This window comes from Minwuia sp. (assembly GCF_048007105.1).
In the GTDB taxonomy this organism is placed as follows: domain Bacteria; phylum Pseudomonadota; class Alphaproteobacteria; order Minwuiales; family Minwuiaceae; genus Minwuia.
The window spans coordinates 3,777,286-3,801,168 of record NZ_CP180352.1 but is presented as its reverse complement, the minus strand read 5'-3'; the positions used below and the strand labels follow the sequence as shown (position 1 = coordinate 3,801,168).

At 67.0% G+C, this 23,883-nt stretch carries 18 protein-coding genes and 2 pseudogenes; 14 read left to right on the top strand and 6 right to left on the bottom strand.

Annotated elements, in window-relative coordinates; translation table 11 throughout:
• The first annotated feature begins 22 nt into the window (after nt 1-22).
• Entirely contained in the window at nt 23-1,018 is a 996-nt protein-coding gene (locus tag ACMVY4_RS18445) for an NAD-dependent epimerase/dehydratase family protein (RefSeq protein WP_416897433.1), read from the top strand.
• Nucleotides 1,019-1,021: 3 nt separating this feature from the next.
• Here ACMVY4_RS18445 and ACMVY4_RS18440 read toward each other — a convergent pair whose 3' ends face one another.
• The 3 genes from ACMVY4_RS18440 to ACMVY4_RS18430 are packed head-to-tail and all read right to left on the bottom strand — an operon-like array spanning nt 1,022 to nt 3,544.
• Nucleotides 1,022-1,873, bottom strand: coding sequence for a TauD/TfdA dioxygenase family protein (locus ACMVY4_RS18440; RefSeq protein ID WP_416897432.1), 852 nt, complete (start codon nt 1,871-1,873; stop codon nt 1,022-1,024).
• Nucleotides 1,855-2,649, bottom strand: coding sequence for a class I SAM-dependent methyltransferase (locus ACMVY4_RS18435; RefSeq protein ID WP_416897431.1), 795 nt, complete (start codon nt 2,647-2,649; stop codon nt 1,855-1,857). The genes ACMVY4_RS18440 and ACMVY4_RS18435 overlap by 19 nt, the downstream gene beginning before the upstream one ends.
• A 13-nt stretch (nt 2,650-2,662) precedes the next feature.
• A complete protein-coding gene (locus tag ACMVY4_RS18430) occupies nt 2,663-3,544 on the bottom strand; it encodes a DMT family transporter (protein ID WP_416897430.1) in 882 nt (293 codons plus the stop codon).
• Nucleotides 3,545-3,581: 37 nt separating this feature from the next.
• Here ACMVY4_RS18430 and ACMVY4_RS18425 point away from each other — a divergent pair, with 37 nt between their 5' ends.
• The 5 genes and pseudogenes from ACMVY4_RS18425 (at nt 3,582) to ACMVY4_RS18405 (ending at nt 9,538) form a co-directional block, all read left to right on the top strand.
• Nucleotides 3,582-4,445 (top strand): amidohydrolase family protein, encoded by an 864-nt coding sequence (locus ACMVY4_RS18425; protein WP_416897429.1) that lies wholly within the window; start codon nt 3,582-3,584, stop codon nt 4,443-4,445.
• Between the two features lie 8 nt (nt 4,446-4,453).
• On the top strand, nt 4,454-5,059 hold the full coding sequence (locus tag ACMVY4_RS18420; RefSeq protein ID WP_416897428.1) for a hypothetical protein: 606 nt from the start codon (nt 4,454-4,456) through the stop codon (nt 5,057-5,059).
• Nucleotides 5,060-5,150: 91 nt separating this feature from the next.
• Nucleotides 5,151-7,445: a bifunctional salicylyl-CoA 5-hydroxylase/oxidoreductase gene (locus tag ACMVY4_RS18415; RefSeq protein WP_416897427.1), complete on the top strand. Its 2,295-nt coding sequence runs from the start codon at nt 5,151-5,153 to the stop codon at nt 7,443-7,445.
• A 2-nt stretch (nt 7,446-7,447) separates the two neighbouring features.
• Nucleotides 7,448-7,924 carry a MarR family winged helix-turn-helix transcriptional regulator gene (locus ACMVY4_RS18410; RefSeq protein ID WP_416897426.1) on the top strand — a complete coding sequence of 159 codons (477 nt, stop codon included), beginning with the start codon at nt 7,448-7,450 and terminating at the stop codon, nt 7,922-7,924.
• Nucleotides 7,921-9,538, top strand: a pseudogene (locus tag ACMVY4_RS18405) (benzoate-CoA ligase family protein). The gene ACMVY4_RS18410 and the pseudogene ACMVY4_RS18405 overlap by 4 nt, the downstream one beginning before the upstream one ends.
• On the opposite strand, the gene ACMVY4_RS18400 reads toward ACMVY4_RS18405, so the two are convergent.
• The gene (locus ACMVY4_RS18400; RefSeq protein ID WP_416897425.1) at nt 9,535-10,377 is read right to left on the bottom strand and encodes an endonuclease/exonuclease/phosphatase family protein; all 843 of its coding nucleotides are present in this window, start codon (nt 10,375-10,377) and stop codon (nt 9,535-9,537) included. The pseudogene ACMVY4_RS18405 and the gene ACMVY4_RS18400 sit on opposite strands and share 4 nt — an antisense overlap.
• A gap of 188 nt (nt 10,378-10,565) precedes the next feature.
• On the opposite strand from ACMVY4_RS18400, the pseudogene dnaK reads away from it, so the two are divergent.
• The 6 genes and pseudogenes from dnaK (at nt 10,566) to ACMVY4_RS18370 (ending at nt 20,395) form a co-directional block, all read left to right on the top strand.
• Nucleotides 10,566-12,505, top strand: a pseudogene (dnaK, locus tag ACMVY4_RS18395) (molecular chaperone DnaK).
• Between the two features lie 77 nt (nt 12,506-12,582).
• A complete protein-coding gene (gene dnaJ, locus ACMVY4_RS18390; protein WP_416897424.1) occupies nt 12,583-13,725 on the top strand; it encodes a molecular chaperone DnaJ in 1,143 nt (380 codons plus the stop codon).
• A gap of 24 nt (nt 13,726-13,749) precedes the next feature.
• Nucleotides 13,750-15,471 (top strand): phosphoribosyl-ATP diphosphatase, encoded by a 1,722-nt coding sequence (locus ACMVY4_RS18385; protein WP_416897423.1) that lies wholly within the window; start codon nt 13,750-13,752, stop codon nt 15,469-15,471.
• Entirely contained in the window at nt 15,464-15,886 is a 423-nt protein-coding gene (locus ACMVY4_RS18380) for a DUF1489 family protein (protein WP_416897422.1), read from the top strand. The genes ACMVY4_RS18385 and ACMVY4_RS18380 overlap by 8 nt, the downstream gene beginning before the upstream one ends.
• Before the next feature lie 70 nt (nt 15,887-15,956).
• On the top strand, nt 15,957-17,954 hold the full coding sequence (locus ACMVY4_RS18375; protein WP_416897421.1) for an HD-GYP domain-containing protein: 1,998 nt from the start codon (nt 15,957-15,959) through the stop codon (nt 17,952-17,954).
• On the top strand, nt 17,951-20,395 hold the full coding sequence (locus ACMVY4_RS18370; protein WP_416897420.1) for a heparinase II/III domain-containing protein: 2,445 nt from the start codon (nt 17,951-17,953) through the stop codon (nt 20,393-20,395). Before ACMVY4_RS18375 ends, ACMVY4_RS18370 begins: the two co-directional genes overlap by 4 nt.
• Here ACMVY4_RS18370 and ACMVY4_RS18365 read toward each other — a convergent pair.
• Both ACMVY4_RS18365 and ACMVY4_RS18360 read right to left on the bottom strand, forming a co-directional pair.
• Complete coding sequence (locus ACMVY4_RS18365) at nt 20,392-21,078, bottom strand: glycerophosphodiester phosphodiesterase family protein (RefSeq protein WP_416897419.1); 687 nt, start codon at nt 21,076-21,078, stop codon at nt 20,392-20,394. The two genes, ACMVY4_RS18370 and ACMVY4_RS18365, sit on opposite strands and share 4 nt — an antisense overlap.
• Nucleotides 21,079-21,092: 14 nt before the next feature.
• Entirely contained in the window at nt 21,093-21,560 is a 468-nt protein-coding gene (locus ACMVY4_RS18360; protein WP_416897418.1) for a RidA family protein, read from the bottom strand.
• Nucleotides 21,561-21,646: 86 nt separating this feature from the next.
• Here ACMVY4_RS18360 and ACMVY4_RS18355 point away from each other — a divergent pair, with 86 nt between their 5' ends.
• Nucleotides 21,647-22,873: an adenylate/guanylate cyclase domain-containing protein gene (locus ACMVY4_RS18355; RefSeq protein ID WP_416897417.1), complete on the top strand. Its 1,227-nt coding sequence runs from the start codon at nt 21,647-21,649 to the stop codon at nt 22,871-22,873.
• Nucleotides 22,866-23,876, top strand: coding sequence for an agmatine deiminase family protein (locus ACMVY4_RS18350; protein ID WP_416897416.1), 1,011 nt, complete (start codon nt 22,866-22,868; stop codon nt 23,874-23,876). Before ACMVY4_RS18355 ends, ACMVY4_RS18350 begins: the two co-directional genes overlap by 8 nt.
• The last annotated feature ends 7 nt before the right edge of the window (nt 23,877-23,883 follow it).

Genomic DNA, 23,883 nt, shown 5'->3' with positions numbered 1-23,883 from the left:
CCGGAGGCCCGACACTCGGGCCATGGCGGACAGAACGGCATTCCTGACGGGCGGCACCGGCTTTCTTGGCCGCAACATCGCCGAGCAACTGGTCAAGGACGGCTGGCAGGTCATGGCGCTGGCGCGGAGTTCTGCGGACACGCAGGCGCTGCGCGACATGGATGTCGCCATCGCTGAAGGCGATCTCACGGATGCCGGTTCGGTGCTTGAGGCGATGCCCGAAGGCTGCGATGCCGTCTTTCATGCCGCCGCGATGACCTCGGTCTGGAAGCGGCAGGCCGATGAACAGCGTGCGATCAATGTCGGCGGCACCGGGAATGTTGTGGAGGCGGCGCTCGCGAAGAAGGCGGGCCGGCTGATCCATACATCGACCTGGAATGTCTATGACTGGACCGGCGGCGTGATCGACGAGACGACGCCGAAGTCGGGCCGGGATTCCTGGATCAACTACAACCGCACCAAACACGAGGCCGAGGACGTGGTTCTGGAGGCCGTCGCCGGCCGCGGTCTCGAAGCCGTCATCCTCAACCCCAGCCATATTCTCGGACGCTACGATACGTCGAACTGGGCGCGGCTGGTAACCATGGCGGCGCTCGGGCGGCTGCCGGGCGTGCCGCCCGGGGCGGGCGATTTCGCTCATGGCGTCGCAGTCGCGAAGGCGCATATCGCCGCCGTGGACAAGGGGCGGAGCGGCGAGAACTACCTGCTGGGCGGGCCGCATGCGCGGTTCCTTGAGCTGGTCCAGCTGGTGGCGAAGACCGCGCATCAGGACCGGGTCCCGAGGATGCCGACCCCCGCCTTCATGCTCCGGACCATGGCGCGGGTCGAAGAAGGCGCCGCTGCCTTCACGGGGCGTCAGCCCCAGGTGACGCCGGAGGCGGTGGAGATGGTCTGCGCCGACGTCACCATCCGCTCGACCAGGGCGCAGGACGAACTCGGCTACGAACCCTCATCGCTGGAAAAGGCGGTGGAGGACAGCTACGGCTGGCTCATCCGCGCGAAGATCCTCAGATCCTGAAGCTCAGGCCGCCGCTGCGGTAAAGGATCCGTCCCGGACCTGGCAACGCCACATCACGCGGCGCTCGTCGGCGCTGAAGGAGTCACGGCGATGGATGGCCGAGCGGTTGTCCCAGACCAGCAGGTCATTGGGCGACCAGCGGTGCGAGTAGCAGAACTCGTCGCGCGTGCAGTGCGCCCAGAGCGCGTCCAGCAGACTGTCGCTCTCCGGAACCTCCATGCCGACGATCCAGCTGTTGGTGCGCCGGCCGAGATAGATCGTGTCCCGGCCGGTCACCGGATGGTTGCGGATGATCGGGTGCCGGGCGCCGGGCGCATCCTTGACGTCGACGACGTCGGACATGCCCTTCCGGAGTTCGCCGGCCGAGGTGTAGCTCGAATCGTGATTGGCCTGCCGCGCCTCGATGGCTGCGCGCAGGTCGGCGGGCAGCGCCTCGGCGGCCGCATACATGTTGGCGTACCAGGTGTTGCCGCCATTCGTCACCACCTCGCGCCCGTAGAGCACGGAGGCCGAAGGCGGTTCGGGGATGTAGGACATGTCCGTGTGCCACTCGGCCTCGCCGGAACCCAGCGCGCCGATCGGCTGGCCGTTCTCGATGACGTTGGAGATGACCCACATCTCCGGCGCTTCCTCGTCGCGCCGCCGCCCGGCGCTGGCCGGCGGCTTTTCCAGTTCGCCGAAGCGGCGGCTGAAATCGCAGAGCTCGGACGGCGACAGGTGCTGGTCCTTGATCACGATCAGGCAGCGGTCCAGCCAGAACTTCTCGATGGCCGCGAAGTCCGCGTCCGACACCTGACGGACGTCGATACCGGAGATCTCGACGCCGGTCACCGGCGTCAGGTTGCGGGTCTGCATGGGTGTCCTCCCACCTCCTCTTTCCCGGCTCTGGAATATCCCCTTCGGCTCGGTACCGCAACGGCTGCCGCGGCCTTCCTGCGGCGGCGCCCGCGCGCCTTCTCGCGAGACGGCGTTGCCGCGTAGATCTGTTTCTGGGCCTCGACCATGATGACGCCGGAGAAACCCGGCCAGAGGCGGCTTCCCATGCGCTCCAGCAGACGGTTGGCCCGCAGCACCGGACGCCACGGCACCGGCGGCATGTGCAGGCCGCCCCGCACCCGTTCGGGCTGGAACATGCTGGATTGCAGCAGACGGGTCAGCTGGCCCGACGAATAGGGGTGGCCGTGGCCGAAGGGCGTGGCCTCCGCCCGGCTCCACAGGCCGCGCCGGTTCGGCGTGATGAACAGCGCCGAACCGCCGGCGTTCAGGACCCGCCAGATTTCGCGCAGCATGGGCCGGGCGCTCTCGCTGGTCTCCAGCGCATGGACCACCAGAATCCGGTCGAAGCTCTGGTCGGGCAGAGGCAGTTCCAGCTCGTCGGCCAGCGCGACGCGGTTGGGTCCCTCGCGCGGCCAGAACCTGACGCCCTGATTGGCCGGCATGATCGCGGCGACGCGCTCGGCCTCGTTCATGAACGGCCGGAGATACGGGGTCGCAAAGCCGATGCCGAGAACACGCTGGCCCGTCAGGTCCGGCCATGTCTCGCGGATATCCTGCGTCAGGTGGCGGCGCGCCACCTGGCCCAGATGGCCCTGATAGAACTGGTTGAGATCGACGATATCGGGGCGCCACATGGCCGGAAATCTATCATGGCGTCCGGCCGGGCCGCAGCATTTCCTTGGCCGCGAGCGCCGCGCCGCCGGTGATCAGGACGCAGGCCACCAGGATGCGGAGGCTGGCGGCGGCCTCGCCGGCGGCGATCAACACCAGCGTGGACAGCAGCGGGGCCAGATAGGCAGCTGCGCCGAGCACACGAAGGTCGCCGCGCTTTGTGCCGTGGTCCCAGAGAAAGAAGGCTCCGCCGACCGGCCCCAGCCCCAGTCCGAACACGGCCAGCCATTCCAGAATCGAGGCTGGCCAGACCGTCTGTTCGAAGGCCAGATGCGCGAGGCAGGCCAGCACGGCTGTGACGGCGCAGAAGCCGCCCACGGCGTCGCTCGGCACCGCGGCGAAGTGCCGGTTCAACGTCGAATACCCGGACCAGATCAGGGCGCAGGCCATGGCGGCGAAATAGCCCGACGACAGTTCCTCGAAGCCGACGCCGCGGGCGCCCACGATGACCGCGGCGCCGGCAAAGCCGGCCAGCGCTCCGACAACATGGAACCAGCGAAGCCGTTCGCCCGGCAGCAGGGCCGAGAACAGCACGATTAGCAGCGGCCAGAGATAGGCGATCAGGCTGGCGTCGACGACTGGCGCATTGCGCAACGCGACGAAATACATGGCGTGATAGCCGAACAGGCCGGTCACACCGAGCACCCAGGCGCCTGCAGGGACTCGCAGCCGCCGTAGCGGGTTCTCGCCGCGCCGGATCCAGATGCCCAGCGCGATGATGAAGGCGACGAGGAAGCTCATCGCGGTCAGCTGCAGCGGCGGCACGCTGCCGCTGGCGGCCGTGAACAGCGCCAGCAGGGCCCAGAGCAGGATGGCGCCGACGCCGATCAGGGTTGCGCGATTTCGCTCCGCCGTCATGCTTCCGTCTCTGGCTTGGAAAAACGGGGCGGAAGCTATGCGGAACGGTTTCTCGAGGCAATTGCTCACAGCGGCCGTCCTTTCCGTCCTGCTGCCGGTCTGGGCAGCCGCGCATGACAACCTGCCGATCTTCGACGCCCATGTGCACTACAAGGAACCGGCCTGGGGGCCGTATCCGCCATCGACAGTGATCGAGCTGTTCGACAGGTCCGGCGTCGCGATGGCGCTGGTCTCATCGACGCCTGACGAAGGGACCATCAGGCTCTGGCAGTTCGCGCCGGGCCGTGTGGTACCGGAACTGCGGCCTTATCACGGGGAATGGGGGTCGGGGAACTGGCAGGATGCGCCGCACATGCTGGAATATCTGCGGCAGCGGCTGGACGACTGGCCGCACCGCGGCATCGGCGAGTTCCACATTCACCAGATCAGTACGGCTGACCGCGAACTTCTGGCCGCGGTCGCCCGCCTCGCGGTCGAGCGCGAGATACCCATCCATCTGCATTCGGGACCCGAGCCGGTCGATCTCTTCTACGAACTGGAGCCGGGACTGACGGTCATCAGGGCGCATACGGGTCTTGGCGAGACGACGGCGACGATCATGGACACGATGTCCCGGCACCCGACGCTCCATGCTGACACTTCGCTGCGCGAATACGGTATCATGCAGGGCGACGAGATCGATCCGGACTGGAAGTCCATCCTGACCCGGTTCCAGGACCGGCTGATGGTGGGATCGGACACCTGGATCAACGGGCAGTGGGCCAATTACGAGCAGATCATCGCCGATCACCGGACCTATCTGAACAAGCTGCCGCGGGAGATCGCCGAAAAGATCGCCTATCGCAACGCCGAGCGGCTCTATGGCATCAAGGTCCACATGGGTCTGATCGGAACGAAGTGAGCTGAACCGTGCTGACACTCTTTCATACGGCCGAAAGCAATATCGGCGTCTTCGAGACCGCTGCCAAGGCAGCCGGCTATCCCGGGCCGTTGCGCCATGTCCTGCGCGACGACCTGCTGAAGGCGGCCGAGGCGGCTGGCGGGCTGACGGACTCGATCCGTGCCGAGGTTCGCGATGCCATCCGCGCGGAGGCGGGCGGCCGCCTTGTCTGTACATGCTCCACCATCGGCCCGGGCGCAGACGATGCGGCAGCGGAGGGCCTGAACGTCCGGCGGGTCGACCGCGCGCTGGCGGAGCAGGCTCTGGCCGCCGGCCCGAGGATCGCGGTGGTCTACGCCGTCGCGACCACCGAAGGGCCGACACGGGACCTCTTCGAGACGGTGGCGCGGGAGGTATGTCCGGATGCCCGGATCGACATGGTCCTTGCCGAGGGCGCCTGGGAACGGTTCCGGGCAGGTGACGCCGAAGGCTATTTCGACCGCATCGCCGCGACGGTGGCAGAGCTGGATCCAGACTGTGACGCGGTCGCCCTGGCGCAGGCCTCGATGGCGCCGGCTGCGGCGCGCTGCGACCGGAAAGTCCTGACCTCGCCGGGGGCGATATTCGGAGCGTGATGCTTCGAGATCAAATATTTCAAACTTGAAATAACACAGTTGGACGCATACCATCCGTACGTCTTCAATCGACGAGCGGAAGAGGTGACCGATGCGCGTGGCATGTCTGGGCGGCGGACCGGCGGGGCTCTACTTCGCCATCTCGATGAAGCTCCGGAATCCGGCCCACGAGATCACCGTCATCGAGCGCAACCGGCCTGACGACACCTTCGGCTGGGGGGTGGTGCTCTCCGAGGAAACCTTGACCAACCTCCACGACAACGACCCGGTCTCCGCGGCGGCGATCCGCGAGCATTTCGCCTACTGGGACGATATTGCGGTGGTCCACAGGGGCGTGCGAACCGTCTCGACCGGTCACGGCTTCTGCGGCATCGGCCGGATGCGGCTGCTGTTGCTGCTGCAGGAGAGGGCGAGGGAACTCGGCGTCGAACTCCGCTTCGAGACAGAGGTCGAGAACGCGTCCAACCTTGCTGCCGAGTACGACGTGGTGGTCGCTTGCGACGGCCTCAACTCGAAAGTCCGACGGGATCTTGCCGAGCAGTTCCGGCCCGACGTGGATCTGCGGAAGCTGAAGTTCGTCTGGCTGGGCACCCGCCAGAAATTCGATCAGGCCTTCACCTTCATCTTCGAGGAGACGCCGAAGGGCTGGGTCTGGGCGCACGCCTACCAGTTCGACAACGACACCGCGACCTTCATCGCCGAGTGCTCCGAGGAAACCTTCGCTGCCTATGGCTTCGGCGAGATGAGTCAGCAGGAAAGCATTGCGGTCCTGCAGGACATCTTCCGCGATCACTTGGGCGGGCACGCGCTGATGACCAACGCCAACCACATCCGCGGTTCGGCCTGGATCAACTTTCCCCGTGTGCTCTGCGAAAGCTGGCATCACGGGAACATCGTGCTGATGGGCGACGCCGCCGCGACGGCGCATTTCTCCATCGGCTCCGGCACCAAGCTGGCCCTGGAGAGCGGCATCGCGCTGGCCGACTACCTGCTCAGCGAGCCGACCATCGAGGGCGCCTTCGCCAAATACGAGGACGAACGCCGCACCGAGGTGCTGAAGCTGCAGTCGGCGGCCCGGAATTCGATGGAATGGTTCGAGGACGTCGAACGCTACCTCCATCTGGATCCGGTGCAGTTCAACTACTCCCTGCTGACCCGTTCCCAGCGCATCAGCCACGAGAACCTTCGTCTCCGGGATGCGGACTGGCTGGAAAGCGCGGAAGGCTGGTTCCAGAACCAGGCCGGTGTCGGCGCCAACGAGCCCGTCCGGGCGCCGATGTTCGCGCCCTACAGGCTCCGCGGGATGGAACTGAAGAACCGCGTCGTGGTCTCGCCGATGGCGCAGTACAAGGCCAGGGAGGGCTGCCCGACCGACTGGCATCTCGTGCATCTGGGCGAACGTGCGAAGGGCGGGGCGGGGCTGGTCTACACCGAGATGACCTGCGTTTCGCCCGAGGGCCGGATCACGCCCGGCTGCCCCGGACTCTACGACCCGGAACACCAGGCGGCATGGCAGCGCATCGTCGATTTCGTCCACACTGAGACCGAGGCGAAGATCTGCTGCCAGATCGGCCACTCGGGCCGAAAGGGCTCGACCCAACTGGGCTGGGAGGAGATGGACGCACCGCTGAAGGAGGGCAACTGGCCGTTGCTCTCGGCCTCGCCGATCCCCTGGTCCGCGCGCAATCAGGTGCCGAAGGAAATGGACCGCGACGACATGGACCATGTCCGCGACCAGTTCGCCGGCGCCGCGGAAATGGCGGCGCGCGCCGGATTCGACATGATCGAACTGCACGCCGCCCACGGCTATCTGATCTCCTCCTTCATCTCGCCGGTCTCCAATCACCGGACCGACGCGTATGGCGGCAGCCTGGAGAACCGGATGCGCTATCCGCTGGAGGTCTTCCGGGCCATGCGAGCGGTCTGGCCGGCCCGGAAGCCGATGTCCGTGCGCATCTCGGCGCATGACTGGCGCGGCGAGGAGGGCATCACGCCGGAAGACGCGGTCGCCATTGCGCAGGCCTTCTCCGAGGCCGGGGCCGACATCATCGATGTGTCGGCAGGCCAGACCTCGGTCGAGGCCGATCCTGTCTATGGCCGCATGTTCCAGACGCCGTTCTCCGACCGGATCCGCAACGCTGCGGGGATTCCGACCATGGCTGTTGGCAACATCTACGAGGCCGACCACGTCAACTCGATCCTGATGGCCGGCCGCGCCGATCTTGTCTGTCTCGCGCGGCCGCATCTCGCTGACCCGTACTGGACGCTCCGGGCCGGATCGGACATCGGCGACAGGCACGAGAAGTGGCCGGATCCCTACTTGGCCGGCCGCGACCAGCTCTGGCGGCTCTCCGACCGCGCCGAGCCGGCCCAGGTTAGGGTCTGAGCATGTCGGCCGGCGCAGCCCGCGAAACCGCCGATGCCGCCAAGGAGCGGCTCAGGCTCTGGCTCAGGCTGCTGAAGCTCTCGCGCATGATCGAAGGCGATCTCCGGGAGAGGCTGCGTTCCGAGCACGAGACGACGCTGCCGCGCTTCGATGTCATGGCGGCGCTCTACCGCGCCGAGGCGGGGATGAAGATGAGCCAGCTTTCCGGCGCGCTCAGGGTTTCCAACGGCAACATCACCGGCATCGTCGACCGGCTGGTGGCGGACGGCATGGTCGTGCGCGCGCAGGTCGAGGGTGACCGCCGGGCCATGCTGGTACGGCTGACGAAACGGGGGCGCGAGGTCTTCGCGGCACTCGCAGCGGAGCACGAGAACTGGGTCGACGGGCTTCTGGCCGAGGTCGGTCCGGAGGAGGCGCGGGCGCTTTCCGGAACGCTGAAACGTATCGCGGACCATCTGGAAGAAGGGGCGGCAGGATGACGGCACTCGGACCGACCGGACACGTGGACAGCTTCGCGAGGGACAACCTGCCGCCGGCGGACCAGTGGCCGGACTTCCTGCTCGACGGCTTCGAATATCCGGAATGGCTGAACATCGGTGTCGAACTGACAGACCGGCTGGTGGAGCAGGGCTTTGGCGACAACACCGCGCTGATCGGCAATGGCCGCCGCCGCACCTACAAGGAACTGGCCGACTGGACCAACCGCATCGCCCACGCCCTGATCGAGGATTACGGCGTGAAGCCCGGCAACCGGGTGCTGATCCGTTCCGCGAACAACCCGGCCATGGTCGCCTGCTGGCTGGCCGCGACCAAGGCCGGGGCGGTGGTCGTGAACACCATGCCGATGCTGCGGGCCGGCGAACTCGCCAAGATCGTGGACAAGGCTGAGGTGAAGCTGGCGCTCTGCGATACCAGGCTGATGGACGAACTGGTTGCCTGCGCCAAGGACAGCCGCTTTCTGGAAAAGGTCGTCGGCTTCGACGGCACGGCCAACCACGATGCGGAACTGGACCGGATCGCGCTGAACAAGCCGGTCAAGTTCGAGGCGGTGAAGACCGGCCGCGACGATGTCGCGCTTCTGGGCTTCACGTCGGGCACGACGGGCCAGCCCAAGGCGACCATGCATTTCCACCGCGACCTGCTGATCATCGCCGACGGCTACGCAAAGGAAGTCCTGGGCGTGACGCCGGACGATATTTTCGTCGGCTCGCCGCCGCTCGCCTTCACCTTCGGGCTGGGCGGTCTGGCGGTCTTTCCGCTGCGCTTCGGCGCGACCGCGACGCTGCTCGAGCAGGCGACGCCGCCGAACATGGTCGAGATCATCGAGACCTACAAAGCCACCGTCTGCTTCACTGCGCCGACAGCCTACCGCGCCATGCTTGCGGCGATGGAGGAGGGGGCGGATCTGACCTCGCTCCGCGCCGCCGTTTCGGCGGGTGAGACCCTGCCGGCGCCGGTCTACGAGGACTGGCGACGCAAGACCGGCAAGCCGATGCTGGACGGCATCGGCGCCACGGAAATGCTCCACATCTTCATCACCAACCGCTTCGACGATCACCGTCCGGCCTGCACCGGCCAGCACCGTTGCCGGCTACGAAGCGAAGATCATCGATGATGAGGGCAATGACGTGCCCGATGGCGAGATCGGCCGGCTGGCCGTGCGCGGTCCGACCGGCTGCCGCTATCTCGCGGACGACCGCCAGAAGGACTACGTGGTCGGCGGCTGGAATGTCACCGGCGATAGTTTTACCCGCGATCCCGACGGCTATTTCCACTTCGCCGCCCGCAACGACGACATGATCATCTCGTCCGGCTACAACATTGCCGGGCCGGAGGTGGAGGCTGCCCTGCTTGCCCATCCGCACGTCGCCGAGTGCGCCGTGGTCGGCAAGCCGGACGAGGAGCGCGGGGCCATCGTCGAGGCCCACGTGGTGCTGAACGAGGGCGTTGCCCCCGACGGCGAGACGGTCAAGCGGCTGCAGGATCACGTGAAGGGCGCCATCGCGCCGTACAAGTATCCGCGCTCCGTGGTCTTCACCGACGCCCTGCCGAAGACGGAGACCGGCAAGATCCAGCGCTTCCGGTTGCGTTAGCCCGTCAGGGTGATCTTGAGGCCGTGATGATCCGATAGCGGGATCAGGCTGCCGTCCGGCAAGGGCACTACTTCTTCATGCATGAAAACCTCCGCCGTCGCGCGCCATCCCCTGGGCAGCCGCCTTCCGCAGATCAGGTCGATGTCATGGTCCGGTTCGTCGAGACCGTCGCTGACCAGCGCATTGGACTTTGACCACGTGTTCAGGTCCGGACCGAGCTTTTCCGCCGCATGCATGGCGAGATCGCGCCAGCCGCGGCCGGTGATCGCCTCATGGGTGCGGGGTTCGTAGGCCTCGCTGGCGTTGAAGTCGCCGCCGAGCAGCATGGGCATCTCCGGCCCCTGCTCCATCAGGTCGAGGGCAATGCCGACCTGCTTGCGGCGGGTGTGCGGGGCCTTGCGCTTGATCGAGGCCCGGCCCCGCCCGTCATAGCTTGCGTGCAGCGTCCCGATCCGCATCGGCCCCAGCGCGGTTTCCACATCGCAGGCGAGCACGCCCTTCGCCGCCACCACGACCTCGATCCAGTCGTTGGCGGGGAAGGCGCCGTGCCGCGTCTTGTCCGATTTCCAGTCGTCCCGGATCAGGATGCACAGCCCGCAATCCCTCATCCCGCCGGGCCCGAACACGGCCCTGTAGCCGTCGATCCGGCTCAGCCGGCCCCGGATGTCGTTACCGTAGGCTTCCTGCAGCAGCCAGATGTCGACCGCTTCGCGCCGCGCCGCCAGCGCCTCGACGATGGGCGCGGTTCTGATGGCCCGGTGCGGCACGGCATCCACCAGCGGAACGCCGAGGACCGAGAGCCGGGCGAGACCGATATTCCACGTCGCGATTGTCAGCATTTCACCCCTCTGCATGCCTGCCTTGCCGGGTTGCGACGATGATCACACACCCCTATATACCCTTGGTCCGCGGCAGGGCACGCAACATCGTGATCCGGGCTGAGCCGCAACAAATCAATGTCGAACCACCGGGGATGTGGGCGGCGCCTGATGGGCCAACCGCATCGGCCAAACTTGAAGAGGCATGAATGTCCAAGGTTATTGGAATCGATCTCGGCACCACGAACTCGTGCGTGGCCGTCATGGATGGCAAGAACGCCAAGGTTATCGAGAATTCGGAAGGCGCACGGACGACACCGTCCATGGTCGCCTTCACTGAAGACGGCGAGCGTCTGGTCGGTCAGTCGGCCAAGCGTCAGGCGGTGACGAACCCGTCGAACACGCTGTTTGCGATCAAGCGCCTGATCGGCCGCCAGCACGGCGACCCGGTCGTGGCCGACGCGCAGAAGACGACGCCCTTCAACATCGTCAAGGCCGACAATGGCGACGCCTGGGTGGAGGCCGGCGGCGAGAAATACGCGCCGTCGCAGATCTCCGCCTTCATCCTCCAGAAGATGAAGGAAACGGCCGAAGTCCTATCTCGGCGAGAGCGTCACCCAGGCGGTTATCACCGTCCCGGCCTATTTCAACGACTCCCAGCGTCAGGCCACCAAGGACGCCGGCAAGATCGCCGGTCTCGAGGTCCTGCGCATCATCAACGAACCGACCGCGGCGGCGCTGGCCTATGGCCTCGACAAGGCCGAGGACGGAAAGCTGATCGCGGTCTACGACCTGGGCGGCGGCACCTTCGACGTCTCGGTCCTGGAGATCGGCGATGGCGTCTTCGAGGTCCGCTCGACCAACGGCGACACCTATCTGGGTGGCGAGGACTTCGACATGGCGCTGGTCAACTACCTGGCCGACGAGTTCAAGAAGGAGAACTCGATCGACCTGCGTGGCGACAAGCTGGCGCTGCAGCGTCTGAAGGAAGCGGCTGAAAAGGCGAAGATCGAGCTGTCGTCGTCGACGCAGACCGACATCAACCTCCCCTACATCACGGCCGATCAGTCGGGTCCGAAGCACCTGACCATGAAGCTGAGCCGGGCCAAGTTCGAGAGCCTTGTCGGCGATCTGATCAAACGCACCGTCGCGCCGATGCAGGCCGCGCTGAAGGATGCCGGTCTGTCGGCGGGCGAGATCGACGAGGTCGTGATGGTCGGCGGCATGACCCGCATGCCGAAGGTCATCGAGACCGTGAACGAGTTCTTCGGCAAGGAGCCGCACCGCGGCGTGAACCCGGACGAGGTCGTGGCGCTGGGCGCGGCGATCCAGGCTGGCGTGCTGCAGGGCGACGTCAAGGACGTGCTGCTGCTGGATGTCACTCCGCTGTCGCTGGGCATCGAGACGCTGGGTGGCGTGTTCACCCGCCTGATCGAGCGCAACACCACGATCCCGACCAAGAAGTCCCAGGTCTTCTCGACCGCCGAGGACAACCAGTCCGCCGTGACCATCCGGGTCTTCCAGGGTGAACGCGAGATGGCTGCCGACAACAAGATCCTGGGTCAGTTCGACCTGGTCGGTATTCCGGGAGCCCCGCGCGGCGTGCCGCAGATCGAGGTGACCTTCGACATCGACGCCAACGGCATCGTCAACGTCTCGGCCAAGGACAAGGCGACCAACAAGGAGCAGGCGATCCGCATCGAGGCGTCCGGCGGTCTGTCGGATGACGAGATCGACAAGATGGTCAAGGACGCCGAGGCCAACAGCGAGGCGGACAAGAAGCGGCGCGAAGTCCGCGGAAGCCCGCAACCACGCCGAGGGTCTGATCAACGCCACCGAGAAGACCCTGACCGATCTTGGCGACAAGGTCCCGGCCGCCGAGAAGAGCGCCATCGAGGCGGCGATCGCCGATCTCCGTACTGCGCTCGAAGGCGACGACGCCGAAGCCATCAACGAGAAGGCCCAGGCGCTGTCGCAGCTCTCGATGAAGCTGGGCGAGCAGCTCTACGCCCAGCAGGGCGATGAGGGCGATGCCGAGATGGGTGCGGAGAGCGACTCCGACGGCAAGACCAAGAGCGACGCCGACGACGACATCGTCGATGCCGACTTCGAGGAAGTCGACGACGACGATAAGAAGAAGTCGGCCTGACCGGCTGCGGAACGAGCACGGCCCCGTCACATGGCGGGGCCGTTTCCCTCATGCCGTACCGGAGGGGCTAACGGTAGATGGCGAAGAGCGACTTTTACGATCTGCTCGGCGTTGAGCGCGACGCGGATGCGAACGGGCTGAAGCGCGCCTATCGCAAGAAGGCGATGCAGTATCACCCGGACCGCAATCCGGGCGACAAGGAAGCCGAGCAGAAGTTCAAGGAACTTTCCGAAGCCTATGACGTGCTGCGCGATCCCGAGAAGCGCGCGGCCTACGACCGTTTCGGCCATGCCGCATTCGAGGGCGGGATGGGTGGCGGCCGGGGACCGTCGGGCGCCGATTTCGCGCATTCCTTCTCGGACATCTTCGACGACCTGTTCGGCGAGTTCATGGGCGGCCGCGGTGGCCGCCGCACCGGCCCGATGCGCGGCGACGACCTGCGCTACAACCTGGAGATCACGCTGGACGACGCCTATCTGGGCAAGCAGGTGCAGATCACCGTGCCGGCGGCGGTCAACTGCGGCACCTGTTCCGGATCCGGCGCCAAGCCGGGGACCTCGCCGGTTTCCTGCACGACCTGCCAAGGCGCGGGCAAGGTCCGGATGCAGCAGGGCTTCTTCATGATCGAGCGGACCTGCCCGAACTGCAACGGGCAGGGGCAGGTCATCCAGGATCCCTGCACCGACTGCGGCGGTCAGGGCATGACCCAGGAAGAGAAGACCCTGTCGGTGAACATTCCCGCTGGCGTCGAGGAAGGCACGCGCATCCGCCTTTCCGGCGAAGGCGGCGCGGGCGCCCGCGGCGGACCGTCCGGCGACCTTTACATCTTCCTGACCATTGCGCCGCACCCGATCTTCGAGCGTGACGGCATGCACCTCTATTGCCGAGTGCCGATCCCGATGACCACGGCCGCGCTCGGCGGCTCGGTCGAGGTGCCCTCGATCGACGGCGGTCGCACGAAGGTCAACATTCCGGCCGGCACCCAGACCGGGAAGCAGTTCCGGCTGCGCGCCAAGGGCATGCCGCAGCTTCGCGGCGGCACTTTCGGCGACCTCTACATCCAGACCCAGGTCGAGGTGCCGGTGAACCTCACGCGGCGTCAGAAGGAACTGCTGAAGGAATTCGCCGAGGAATCCGAGGCCTCGTCCAGCGCCAACAGCCCCGAGACCGAGGGATTTCTTGGCAAGGTCAAGGAGTTCTGGTCGGATCTGACCGACTGATCCGCCGGGACGGGGGAGGGGACATTGCCGGACTACGCCATCCTGCAGCGGCTGTACGACCTCGCGGTCGAGCGGAAGTCCGCCGACCCGTCGACCTCCTATGTTGCCGGACTGCACGCCAAGGGCGAAAAGAAGATCGCCCAGAAGGTCGGCGAGGAGGGTCTGGAGACCGCCATGGCCGCGGTGTCCGAGCCGCGTGAGGCGATTGTCGCCGAAAGCGCCGACCTGCTGTTCCACCTGCTGGTGCTCTGGGCGCACAAGGGCATCGATCCGGCGGACGTGATGCAGGCGCTGGAGGCGCGCGAAGGCACATCCGGACTCACCGAGAAAGCTGCGCGCAAGTCCCGGCCAGATCCTGAACGGGTGAGCCTGCGCGCCGCCCATCTTCTGGTGCTGCCGTTCTTCGCGGCGGCGCTTTTCATTCTGCTTTATCCGGGCCTCGGCATGCCGCCCGAGGCCGCTGCCGGCGGCGCGCTGGCGATCGCGGTGGTCGGCATGTGGGCGACCGGCGTCCTGCCCGAGCACATGACCTCGCTGGTCTTCTTCCTGACGGCGATGGTGTTCGGCGTCGCAACCGCTCCGGCCGTGTTCTCCGGGTTCTCGGCAGGCGCCTTCTGGCTGCTGTTCGGCGGCATGATTCTGGGCACCGCGGTCGGAAAGACCGGCCTCGGCGCCCGGCTGGCCCGCTACCTCGCCATCCGGATCGGCGTCTCCTACACCGGTGTGATCGTCGGCATCGTGGCTGTGGCCCTGGTGCTGAGCTTCGTCATGCCGTCCGCGACCGGTCGGGCGGTCCTGCTGATGCCCGTGGCGATCAGTCTGGCCGAAGCCTTCCGCTTCGAGCCCGGAAGCAATGGCCGCCTGGGCATCACGGTGGTCGCGGCGATGTCGGCCGTCATCCCGGGCTTCGGCATCCTGCCGGCCAATGTACCGAACCTTGTCATGGCGGGCGCGGCGGACACGATCTACGGCCTGACCCTGAACTACGCCAGCTTTCTGCTGCTGCATTTCCCGATCCTCGGCATCCTGAAGGCGATCTGCATCGTCGTCATCGTGCGGGTGCTGTTCCCCGACCGGCTGCCTGAAGGCTCGGACCCGGAAGCGCCGCCCGCGCGCCTGACCGGACCCGAAAAGCGGCTGGCCTTCATTCTGGTGATGGCCCTGACGCTCTGGGCGACCGATGTCCTGCACGGGGTCTCGCCGGCCTGGGTCTCGCTCTTCGCCGGAATCCTGTGCCTGCTGCCGCCCTTCAGCCTGATCGAATCCGAGAAGATCTCCGAGGCGGTGCAGTTGAAGCCGCTGATCTTCATCGCGGGTGTGCTGTCCCTGGGCGCCGTCGTGGTCTCCTCCGGTTTTGCCGATCAACTCGCCGGTGCGTTCCTGGCGGTCGCCGGTCTCGCGCCGGGTGACGATTTCGGCAACTTCGCGACCATTGTCGGCGCTTCGGTCATGACCTCCGTCCTCGGCACCGCGCCGACGGTGCCGGCGGTCTGGACGCCACTGGCCGGCGGGCTGGCGGAGGCCACCGGCTGGCGGCTCGAGACGGTGGTCATGATTCAGGTGCTGGCGTTCTCATCGGTCATCCTGCCCTACCAGGTGCCGCCGCTGGTCGTGGCCCTGCAACTGGGCAAGGTGCCGATGGCCGCCGGGATCAAGGCGGTTCTGGCCCTGGCGGCGGTGACGCTGTTCGTCCTGTTGCCGCTTGACTACCTCTGGTGGGGCATGCTCGGCATGTTCGATGGCTGACGGCACGGTCCATCTGGTGAAGCTCTGCGTCGGCGTCGACAGCGTCGAGCAGCTCGCCGAGTTCCAGCGCGCCCGGGCTTCGCGGAACGAGGCGCTGCGCCACGTCACCCGCAACCGGCCGCGCCGCGACGACGAAGTCCTGAACGGCGGGTCGATCTACTGGATAATAGCCGGCGCCATCCGGGTGCGGCAGCGGATCGTCGATCTGGAAGTGGTGCAGACCGGCGAGGGCGTGAAGTGCGGCCTTCTCTTCGATCCGGAACTCGTCCGCACCGAGCCATGGGGCCGCCGCCCGCATCAGGGCTGGCGCTATCTGGAGGCGAAGGACGCGCCGCCCGACCTGCCGGACGGTGAGGCCGCCGAAGACCTGCCCGACGACCTGCGCGCGCATTTGCGGGAGATCGGCCTCCGCTGAAGGGTATGTTAACCTTGCCGCGGTGTAAGATTGGCCGCCTCGCACATCAGCCGCACAGAGCCGCATCGCCATGACCGATACCGCGCAGAACGCGCAGTCCGATCCGATCCGCGACGACCGTCGCAAGTACCGGCGCTACACGGTTGTTGCCTTCGGATGCCTGCTCCTCATCGGGCTGGGCCTCACCGCGCTGATCGTCAACTACGCGGACAATGAACGCCAGCGCCTGCGGGAGGACTGGTTCGACCGGATCGGCGTCGTCGCCGACAGCCGCCGCGCCGCTGTGGAAGGCTGGCTGACGCAACGCCGCAACGAGGCGCTGAAGCTCTCCGGCCACCGGGCCGTCCAGTTCTACATGGTCGACCGTGCCGATCCGGAAGTGCCGCGCGAAGCCGTCGACGGGCAGCTCATCTATGTCGAGGAACTGCTCGGCGACGAAGCGGTCCGCGCCGGCTATGGCGGTGTGGATGAAGAGGGGCGGCAACTGCCGGGCGGTGTGCTGCTGCTGGATGCCGAAGGACTGGTGCTGACCGCGACGACGGCCGCACCGCTGCTGGAAGCGGCGCCGTTCGATGCCGGGCAGCTGGCCGCGCGCGGGGCCGCCGTGTCCCCGGTCTTCGATGTCGATGGCGCGCCCATGATCGCGATCCGCGCCGCTGTTCCGGCGATCGAGGCCGGCGCCGCGCCGCTGGGCCAGATCATCGCCTTCCGGCGTCTCGACGACGATTTCCGCGGCCTGCTCGACCAGCCCGGCGAGGACCCGGCGACGAGCGCGACCTGGCTGATTCAGAGCGGCGGCGCGGAATTGCGGATGATCGGCCGCTCGGGCGCCGAACACAGTGACGCCGCCATGGCGGCGCTTGCCGGCCAGCCACGTGGCGCCGGGGTCTACGACGCCAACATCGGCCGCGTGATCGCCGTCGGAAGGCAGGTCACCGACATGCCGTGGACTGTCATTCGCGCCGTCGACCGAGACCGGGCACTGGCCGACGACGAGGCGCGTATCCGGCTGGTGCAGATCGTCTCCCTGCTCGGCGTGGCCCTGTTTGCGCTGGGCATCCTCGTGGCCTGGCGCTTCGCCGTCAGTCACCGCCTCGACCGTGCTTCCCGGCAGATCGCCGCGTCGCGCGACGAGACCGACCGGCTGAACCGCCTGCTGCAGCGTCTGATCAATGCGGTGCCGGCCGGCATTCTGGCGCTTGGCACCGACGAGCGGGTCCGCTTCGCCAACCGGCATGCAGTCGCGACGGCGGCGATCGAACCGGAAGACGCTGTTGGCAAGGACCTGATCGGCATCTTCGGGCCAGGCCGGGCTGAGCCGTTGATGGAGGCCAATGCCGAAGCGAGGCGCGACGGCGAAACGGTCTGGAAGACCGACGACATCAACGAAGCCGATGGCCGTCATGTCGTCAGGCGCTCCCACGTGCCGCTGGACGATGACGGCGTGCTGCTGGTCAGCGAGGACATGACCGACATTGTTGTCGAGCGCGAAGCCAGGGCGGCGCAACTGGATGCACTCGTCAACGTGCTGGTCGATCTGATTGATGCCCGCGACAAGTACGCCGCCAGCCACTCGCGGCGCGTCGCGCGGCTGTCGCGCCGCATGGCTGAGCAGCTTTCCCTGTCCGAGACGGAGGCCGCCGCTGCCGAGACCGCGGCCCGCCTGATGAACCTGGGCAAGCTGAAGATCGATCCGGAACTGCTGACCCGCGACGGCAACCTTTCCGAAGACGAACGCGCGCAGGTCCGCGACAGCATGCTGGCCTCAGCCGATATCGTCGAAGGCGTGGCCTTTGATGGGCCGGTGGTGAACACGCTCCGGCAGTTGCGCGAGCGCTTCGACGGCGGCGGAGAACCGGCCGGCATCGGCGGAGCCGACCTGCTGGTGACGGCGCAGATCGTCTCGCTGGCGAACGCCTATGTCGCCATGATCAGCGACCGGGCGCACCGTGCCGCACTGCCCAAGCAGGAGGCGCTGGAACAGCTCTGGACCCAGGCCGGCAAGGTCTGGGACCACACAGTGGTGGCGGCGCTCGTCAACTCGACCGGCGCTGCAGACCGGACTTGACCCCCGGCTTCGGAAGGCTGTTCCGGGCGCTGGCGCTGGCCACCGGCCTGGCGGCGCCGGGTGGAGTGGCTGCGTGGGATGCGCACCAGAATCCGCCGCCGCTGCCCCGCAACATCCAGGACTGGGTCACGCCCTCGGGCAAGAAGGAGTTCCGCGAGTTCCCGCAGGACGGCAGCGTCCAGATGGAGAACCCGCCGGTCTTCGGCTGGAAGTCCGACCGCACCGCCTACACCTACCAGCTCCGCATCCTCCGCGACGGGCAGCCTTTCCGGATGGAAACGATGCGGGACAATCTATTCCGGCCCGAAGACCCGCTGCCGACAGGCACCTATCAGTGGCAGGTGCGGCGGCTGGACCGGAGTGGCGCGCCGCAGGGCGGCGGCGTCCGTGAGGGCTGGTCGGAGCCGCGGCGCTTCCGGCTCTCCGACGCGGCCAACAGCTTTGGTGCCCCGCCGCTTCTGAAGGCTGCCGAAACCGCCCAGAACGCGTCGAGGCCGAGGTCGCTGGCCAAGGGCGTGGCGAACCTCCGCGACAGCCGCGCGGACCTGTTCGGCCTTGTCGAGCGCCGCTTCCTGAGCGATGCGCGCCGCCCGATCGACTTCGGCGAGCTTCGACGTCAGGTGGATTCGGCGGGACGTGGCGGCCTGCGCAGCGGCGAGGTCCGGGGCAAGACCCGCGAGATCATGCGGCGCATGAACGACGCCGTGGCGATCTACGCGCTGAGCCCGCCGGGCGACAGGCGGCGGGCGCAGGCGCAGCAGGCCGGCGAGGCCTATCTCCGCGGCATGGTCTCCCTCGACGCGGTGGGGCGCACCGGCCACGCAGCGGACGATCTGCTCAACATCCGCATCGCCAAGACCATGGCCCGGGCCTACGACATTCTCTACGGCGAACTCGATGCCGGATTGCGGGCCCAGATCCGGCGCCACATCGAACTTCGGGTGAAGCCGGCCTTCAAGTACTTCTTCGTCAACGAACGCGGCAATCTCAGCCAGTACGCGCTGAGCAGCCACGGCTTCCAGATCGCGACGCACCTGCTGGCGATTTCGTCGCTGATGATCGGCGAATCCAAGGATGCGGCTGCCTGGTTCCACGGGGCCTATCCGCTGGTCTCGGCGATCGTGACCCCGTGGGGCGGCGGCGACGGCGGGTATTCCAACGGCGTGAATTACGGCGTCTGGGAGTTCGTGAACCACATCGACAGCTGGGACGTGATCGAGAACGCCACGGGCTTCCGCGCCTTCGACACGGTCTGGGTCCGGAATTTCGTCAGCTTCCTGAACTACGCCACGCCGCCCGGCGTCGCCTATGCCGGTTTCGGCGACGGTGGCGAACTGCTTCGGCCGGTGCTCTGGGCCGAGATCGTCCGGCTCTATCAGGAGCGCGGCCGGCCCGAGGTGGCGGTGCGGCTGCTGGAGGACTGGCAGGCCTATCTGCAATCGCGCCGGATCACGGATGAGGTCTCGAACGCCTTGCTCTGGCCGCGTCTCTTCGCCAGCCCGCAGAGCGGCGGCGGTCCCCGGGCGCAATTGCCGGACGCCGCGATCTTTCCCGACATCGGGTGGGCCATGATCCACTCGGATCTGGGTTCGCCGGAACGCTACTCGGTTCTGTTCAAGTCGAGCCAGTACGGCTCCTTCAGCCACAGCCATGCCGACCAGAATTCGTTCCACATCATGGGGGCAGGCAAGCCGCTGCTCATCGACAGCGGCTACTATGACGGCTACCGCACGCCGCATCACAACAGCTGGACCCGGCAGACAAGGGCGCACAACGCCATCACGTTCGACGGCGGCCAGGGTCAGCCGATCGACGATCCGGACGCATCGGGCCGGCTGATCGACTACTGGCGCTGCGGCGAGGTCGTGAAGCTGACTGGCGAGGCCGCCACGGCCTATGGCGGCGATGTCACACGGGCGGAACGCACGCTGGTCCGTCTGCCCGGGAGCGTCCTGTTGATCCACGACTACATGGAGGCGCGGACGCCGAAACGCTGGGAATGGAACTTCCACGCCGCGGTGCCCATCCGCGCCGGAACCGGGTTGACCGCGTCGGTCAGCAACGGCGCGGGTCGCGCCGACATCGAGGTGCTGAACGGACCGGAGATGAAGCTGAAGGTCTCCGACGGCTTCCCCGAGAAGCCCGATCCCCGGAAGCTCGGCGAGGCGCCGGATCAGTTTCACGGTGTCTTCGTCGCCGACACGGCCTCGGCGGTCCTCTCGATGCTGACCGTCATCCGGCTGGGTGGTGCCGAGACCGCCGTTTCGGCTTCGCGCAGCGGGCAGGGACGCATCGCCTTCCGGACCGGCGACCACGAAGGCACGGTCGGGCCGGGCGATCTCTACCTGGCCAGGGACGGCGCCGATGTCACTTCGGGCGACTGCGAGGTGCGGCCGCGGGCCAGTGCAGCGCGCGGGCGTCTCAGAACAGGACCGCGTTAGGGCCAGAAGCCCTCGAAGATCATGTTGTCGGCGTGGCGCTTCGCGCGGCGCCGGTCGGCATGGCTGCGCACGGTCCAGGTCAGAACCGGCAGGTCCGCGGGCACGTCCGGCGGCACCGGCAGATCGCCGACATGCCAGGCCACAAAGTCCGGGCGGCAATGCGGAATGAAGGACGGCAGGTAGCGCGGCTCCCGCGCGCGGAAACTGAATTGCAGTTTCTCGTAGGCGATCAGGCCGCGGGGCCAGTCTGGCCGGTTGTCGGCGAACCAGCGCACGATATCCGGATCGAAACTCTGTACGGCGAAGGGACCGTCATAGCCGTCCAGAACCGCGGCCACGGCGCCGGGCAGACGCGGATCGCCCATCTTCAGTTCGATCAGCAGCGGCAGATCGGGAAACAGGGCCACCGCGTCACGCAGCAGTGGCGGAGTCTCGCCGCCGCCGTGGATACGGAGCCGCGAGATCTGCCGCACGGTCCGGTCCGAAAGCTTGCCGGGTACGCCGGTCAGACGCTTCAGGCCGTGGTCGTGAAATATGACGACTTCGCCGTCCCGGCTCAGCTGGACGTCCACCTCGGCCGGAAATCCGGCTTCGAAAGCGGCATCCAGCGCCGCCAGGCTGTTCTCGGGACAGGCGGGTCCGGGCCGGTGAAGCCCCCGATGCGCGATCGGGGCCGCCGTCATCCAGCCGGGCAGGCTCACGCGATTTCGGCGACCGCGTCGATTTCGACGGCGACGCCCAACGGCAGGACATTCACGCCAACCGCGAAGCGGGCATGCCGTCCCGCATCGCCGAAGATTTCCACCATCAGGTCGGAGGCGCCATTGGCGACCGCCGGGTGCTGGGTGAAGTCTGCCGTGCAGTTCACGAAGCAGCCCAGCTTGACGATGCGCTTCACGCGGTCGAGGTCGCCGCCGCAGGCTTCCTTCAACTGGGCGATGATGTTGAGCGCGCAGGTCCGGGCCGCCTTCTGGCCGTCCTGGACGGTGTAGCCGTCGCCGAGGCGTCCGATCGAGGTGAGTTCACCGTTCCAGAACGGCACCTGTCCGGCGACGAAGACCTGATTGCCGGTGATGGCGAAGGGCACGTAGTTGGCTGCCGGGGCCGATGCCACGGGCAGTTCGATGCCCAGTTCCTTCAGTCGCGCTTCGATCTTGCCAGCCATCATTGCCTCCCTTTCGGTTCTAGCGTGGGGTCTTATCGCCCATCGCGTGGTTGGCGGCAATCTGACTTCATCGCATAGTGCGGGTCATGGGGGAGCGAGCGGAAGCGGCGGACATCGACGGCGTCATCGCGTGGACGATCCGCGCAGGCCTGGAGAGTCTCGAACAGGACGCATTGATCTCGGGCTTCTGCGAAAGGCTTGTCGCCGCCGGCGTGCCACTTGCTCGGATGCAGCTTGGCACCGGCGTCGTGCATCCCTCGATCCGCGGCTTCAGTGCGACGTGGTGGGACGATCAGGGGCTGGTCGCCGAACAGTCCTTCAGCCACTCGGACCGGGCCGACCCGGCCTGGCACCGCAGTCCTCTGGTCTACATGCTGCAGAGCGGCACGGAAGTCCTCACGGTCAGCCTCGAGGACGGAAACCGGCCGGCGCAGTGGTTCGCGCTGTTCGACGACCTGAAGCAGGTCGAGCTTACCGAATACCATGCCGAACTGTTCCCCTTCGGCTGGACCTCGACCGCCGATCACGAGACACACATCGGCGAACTGGGTGTCATCACCAGCTGGAGCACGCGGCAGCCCGGCGGGTTCGGGAAGGCGCTGCCGGATCTCAGGCGCGCGGTCGCGGTGTTCGCCCTTGCGCTCAAGACACGCGTCTTCACCGACAGCGCCAGAGCGCTGATGCAGACCTATGTCGGTCAGGACGCCGGCGAGCGCATCATCCATGGCGACGTGCACCGCGGCGATACGCAGGTCATCCGGGCGGCAATCCTGCTCGCCGATCTGCGGGGCTTCACCAGCCTGTCCGACCGCCACGATTCGGCGGAGATCGTCGGTCTGCTGAACCGATACATGGCGGTACTGTGCGGGGCGGTGGAGCAACACGGCGGTCAGGTGTTGAAGTTTCTCGGGGACGGTCTGCTGGCGGTTTTCGACAGCCGGGACGGCGCTGAGCGCGCCACACAGGCGCTTGCGGCGGCAGTCCAGGCGCTGAAGGGGACGGACAGTCTGAACGCAACCCTGAGGGCAGAGGGCGCGCCTTGGATGCCGCTGGACATCGCGCTGCATCTGGGCGACGTCTCCTATGGCAATGTCGGGGCCGAGGGGCGGCTCGACTTCACCATCATCGGGCCCGCGGTCAACGAGGCGGCGCGCATGGAGGCCGCCTGCAGCGACCTGGAGCGGCACCTTCTGATATCGGCGGCGTTCGCGGTCGAGCTTGGCGATCCGGACCGGCTGGAGGATCTGGGCGAGCACAGGCTGCGCGGCATCGCGGCGCCCCGGACGCTGTTTGGACTGAGAGTGCATGACTGAAGACAATCCATCCTTCGACGGTTTTTTCCCGGTGCCCGACTGGGCGCCGCATACGCGGACCTGGATGTCCTGGCCGACCGATCCCGAGGAGATGCCGGGCGGCCTGCTGGAATCGCGCGTCGCCTTCGCTCACATCGCGCGCGCCATCGCCCGCCACGAGCCGGTCCGGATGATCGTTCCGGCTGACGTCGCGAAGGAAGCCGCCCTGACGCTCGGGCCGAGGGTGGAAATCATCGAACGGCCGTCGGCGCATGGCTGGATCCGCGATCTGGCACCGACCTTCATCACCACCGAGGACGGCCGTATCAAGACGGTCGCCTGGAAGTTCAACGGCTGGGGCGGACGCCACATCGTCCATGAGGAGGATCACGGCTTCGCCGAGGAACTGGTCCGGCTGATGGATTTCGCCAACTACCGCGGGCCGATCGTGCTGGAGGGCGGGGCGGTGCAGACCGACGGTCTGGGCACGGCCATCGTCACCGAGCAGACGCTGTTGAGTCCCAACCGGAACCCGCTGATCGGCCGCAGCGAGGCCGAGGAGATCCTGATGCGTTTCTTCGGCATCGTCCGGGTGATCTGGCTGGGCGAGGGGATCAGCGGGCTGAAGGGCGGCGGCGGCCATGTGGGGCGGTTCTGCCGCTTCATCCGGCCGGGCGTCGTTGCCATTCATTCACCGGACGATCCGGAGCATCCGGACTTCCGCGCCATGCAGGACAATCTGAACCGGCTGAAACTTGCGAGGAGCCCGTTCGGGGGCGAGGTCGAGGTGATCGAGTTCCCGGTGCCCGAGAAGATCCAGCCGGCCTCGTCGAGCTACATGGGGTTCTATCTGGCGCGTGGCGTGGTGCTGACGCCCCGGCTCAACGATCCGGTCGACGACGAGGCGCTTCGGCGGATCGCGGAGTTGTTCCCGGACAGGGAAGCGGTTCAGGTGGAGGCCGAGGCGGTCGGCGGTTCGCTGCACCACATGGCGCTGGGCGAACCGGAACCGACGGCCCTCTAGCCGGCGG

What these genes read in the sequence shown, in the direction of transcription:
- ACMVY4_RS18375 (WP_416897421.1), top strand. Translation starts at nt 15,957, where the DNA reads ATGACCGATACCGCGCAGAACGCGCAGTCCGATCCGATCCGCGACGAC.
- ACMVY4_RS18425 (WP_416897429.1), top strand. Translation starts at nt 3,582, where the DNA reads ATGCGGAACGGTTTCTCGAGGCAATTGCTCACAGCGGCCGTCCTTTCC.
- ACMVY4_RS18430 (WP_416897430.1), bottom strand. Translation starts at nt 3,544, where the DNA reads ATGACGGCGGAGCGAAATCGCGCAACCCTGATCGGCGTCGGCGCCATC.
- ACMVY4_RS18360 (WP_416897418.1), bottom strand. Translation starts at nt 21,560, where the DNA reads ATGGCTGGCAAGATCGAAGCGCGACTGAAGGAACTGGGCATCGAACTG.
- ACMVY4_RS18410 (WP_416897426.1), top strand. Translation starts at nt 7,448, where the DNA reads ATGTCGGCCGGCGCAGCCCGCGAAACCGCCGATGCCGCCAAGGAGCGG.
- dnaJ (WP_416897424.1), top strand. Translation starts at nt 12,583, where the DNA reads ATGGCGAAGAGCGACTTTTACGATCTGCTCGGCGTTGAGCGCGACGCG.
- ACMVY4_RS18380 (WP_416897422.1), top strand. Translation starts at nt 15,464, where the DNA reads ATGGCTGACGGCACGGTCCATCTGGTGAAGCTCTGCGTCGGCGTCGAC.
- ACMVY4_RS18435 (WP_416897431.1), bottom strand. Translation starts at nt 2,649, where the DNA reads ATGTGGCGCCCCGATATCGTCGATCTCAACCAGTTCTATCAGGGCCAT.
- ACMVY4_RS18400 (WP_416897425.1), bottom strand. Translation starts at nt 10,377, where the DNA reads ATGCTGACAATCGCGACGTGGAATATCGGTCTCGCCCGGCTCTCGGTC.
- ACMVY4_RS18365 (WP_416897419.1), bottom strand. Translation starts at nt 21,078, where the DNA reads ATGACGGCGGCCCCGATCGCGCATCGGGGGCTTCACCGGCCCGGACCC.
- ACMVY4_RS18445 (WP_416897433.1), top strand. Translation starts at nt 23, where the DNA reads ATGGCGGACAGAACGGCATTCCTGACGGGCGGCACCGGCTTTCTTGGC.
- ACMVY4_RS18350 (WP_416897416.1), top strand. Translation starts at nt 22,866, where the DNA reads ATGACTGAAGACAATCCATCCTTCGACGGTTTTTTCCCGGTGCCCGAC.
- ACMVY4_RS18355 (WP_416897417.1), top strand. Translation starts at nt 21,647, where the DNA reads ATGGGGGAGCGAGCGGAAGCGGCGGACATCGACGGCGTCATCGCGTGG.
- ACMVY4_RS18415 (WP_416897427.1), top strand. Translation starts at nt 5,151, where the DNA reads ATGCGCGTGGCATGTCTGGGCGGCGGACCGGCGGGGCTCTACTTCGCC.
- ACMVY4_RS18440 (WP_416897432.1), bottom strand. Translation starts at nt 1,873, where the DNA reads ATGCAGACCCGCAACCTGACGCCGGTGACCGGCGTCGAGATCTCCGGT.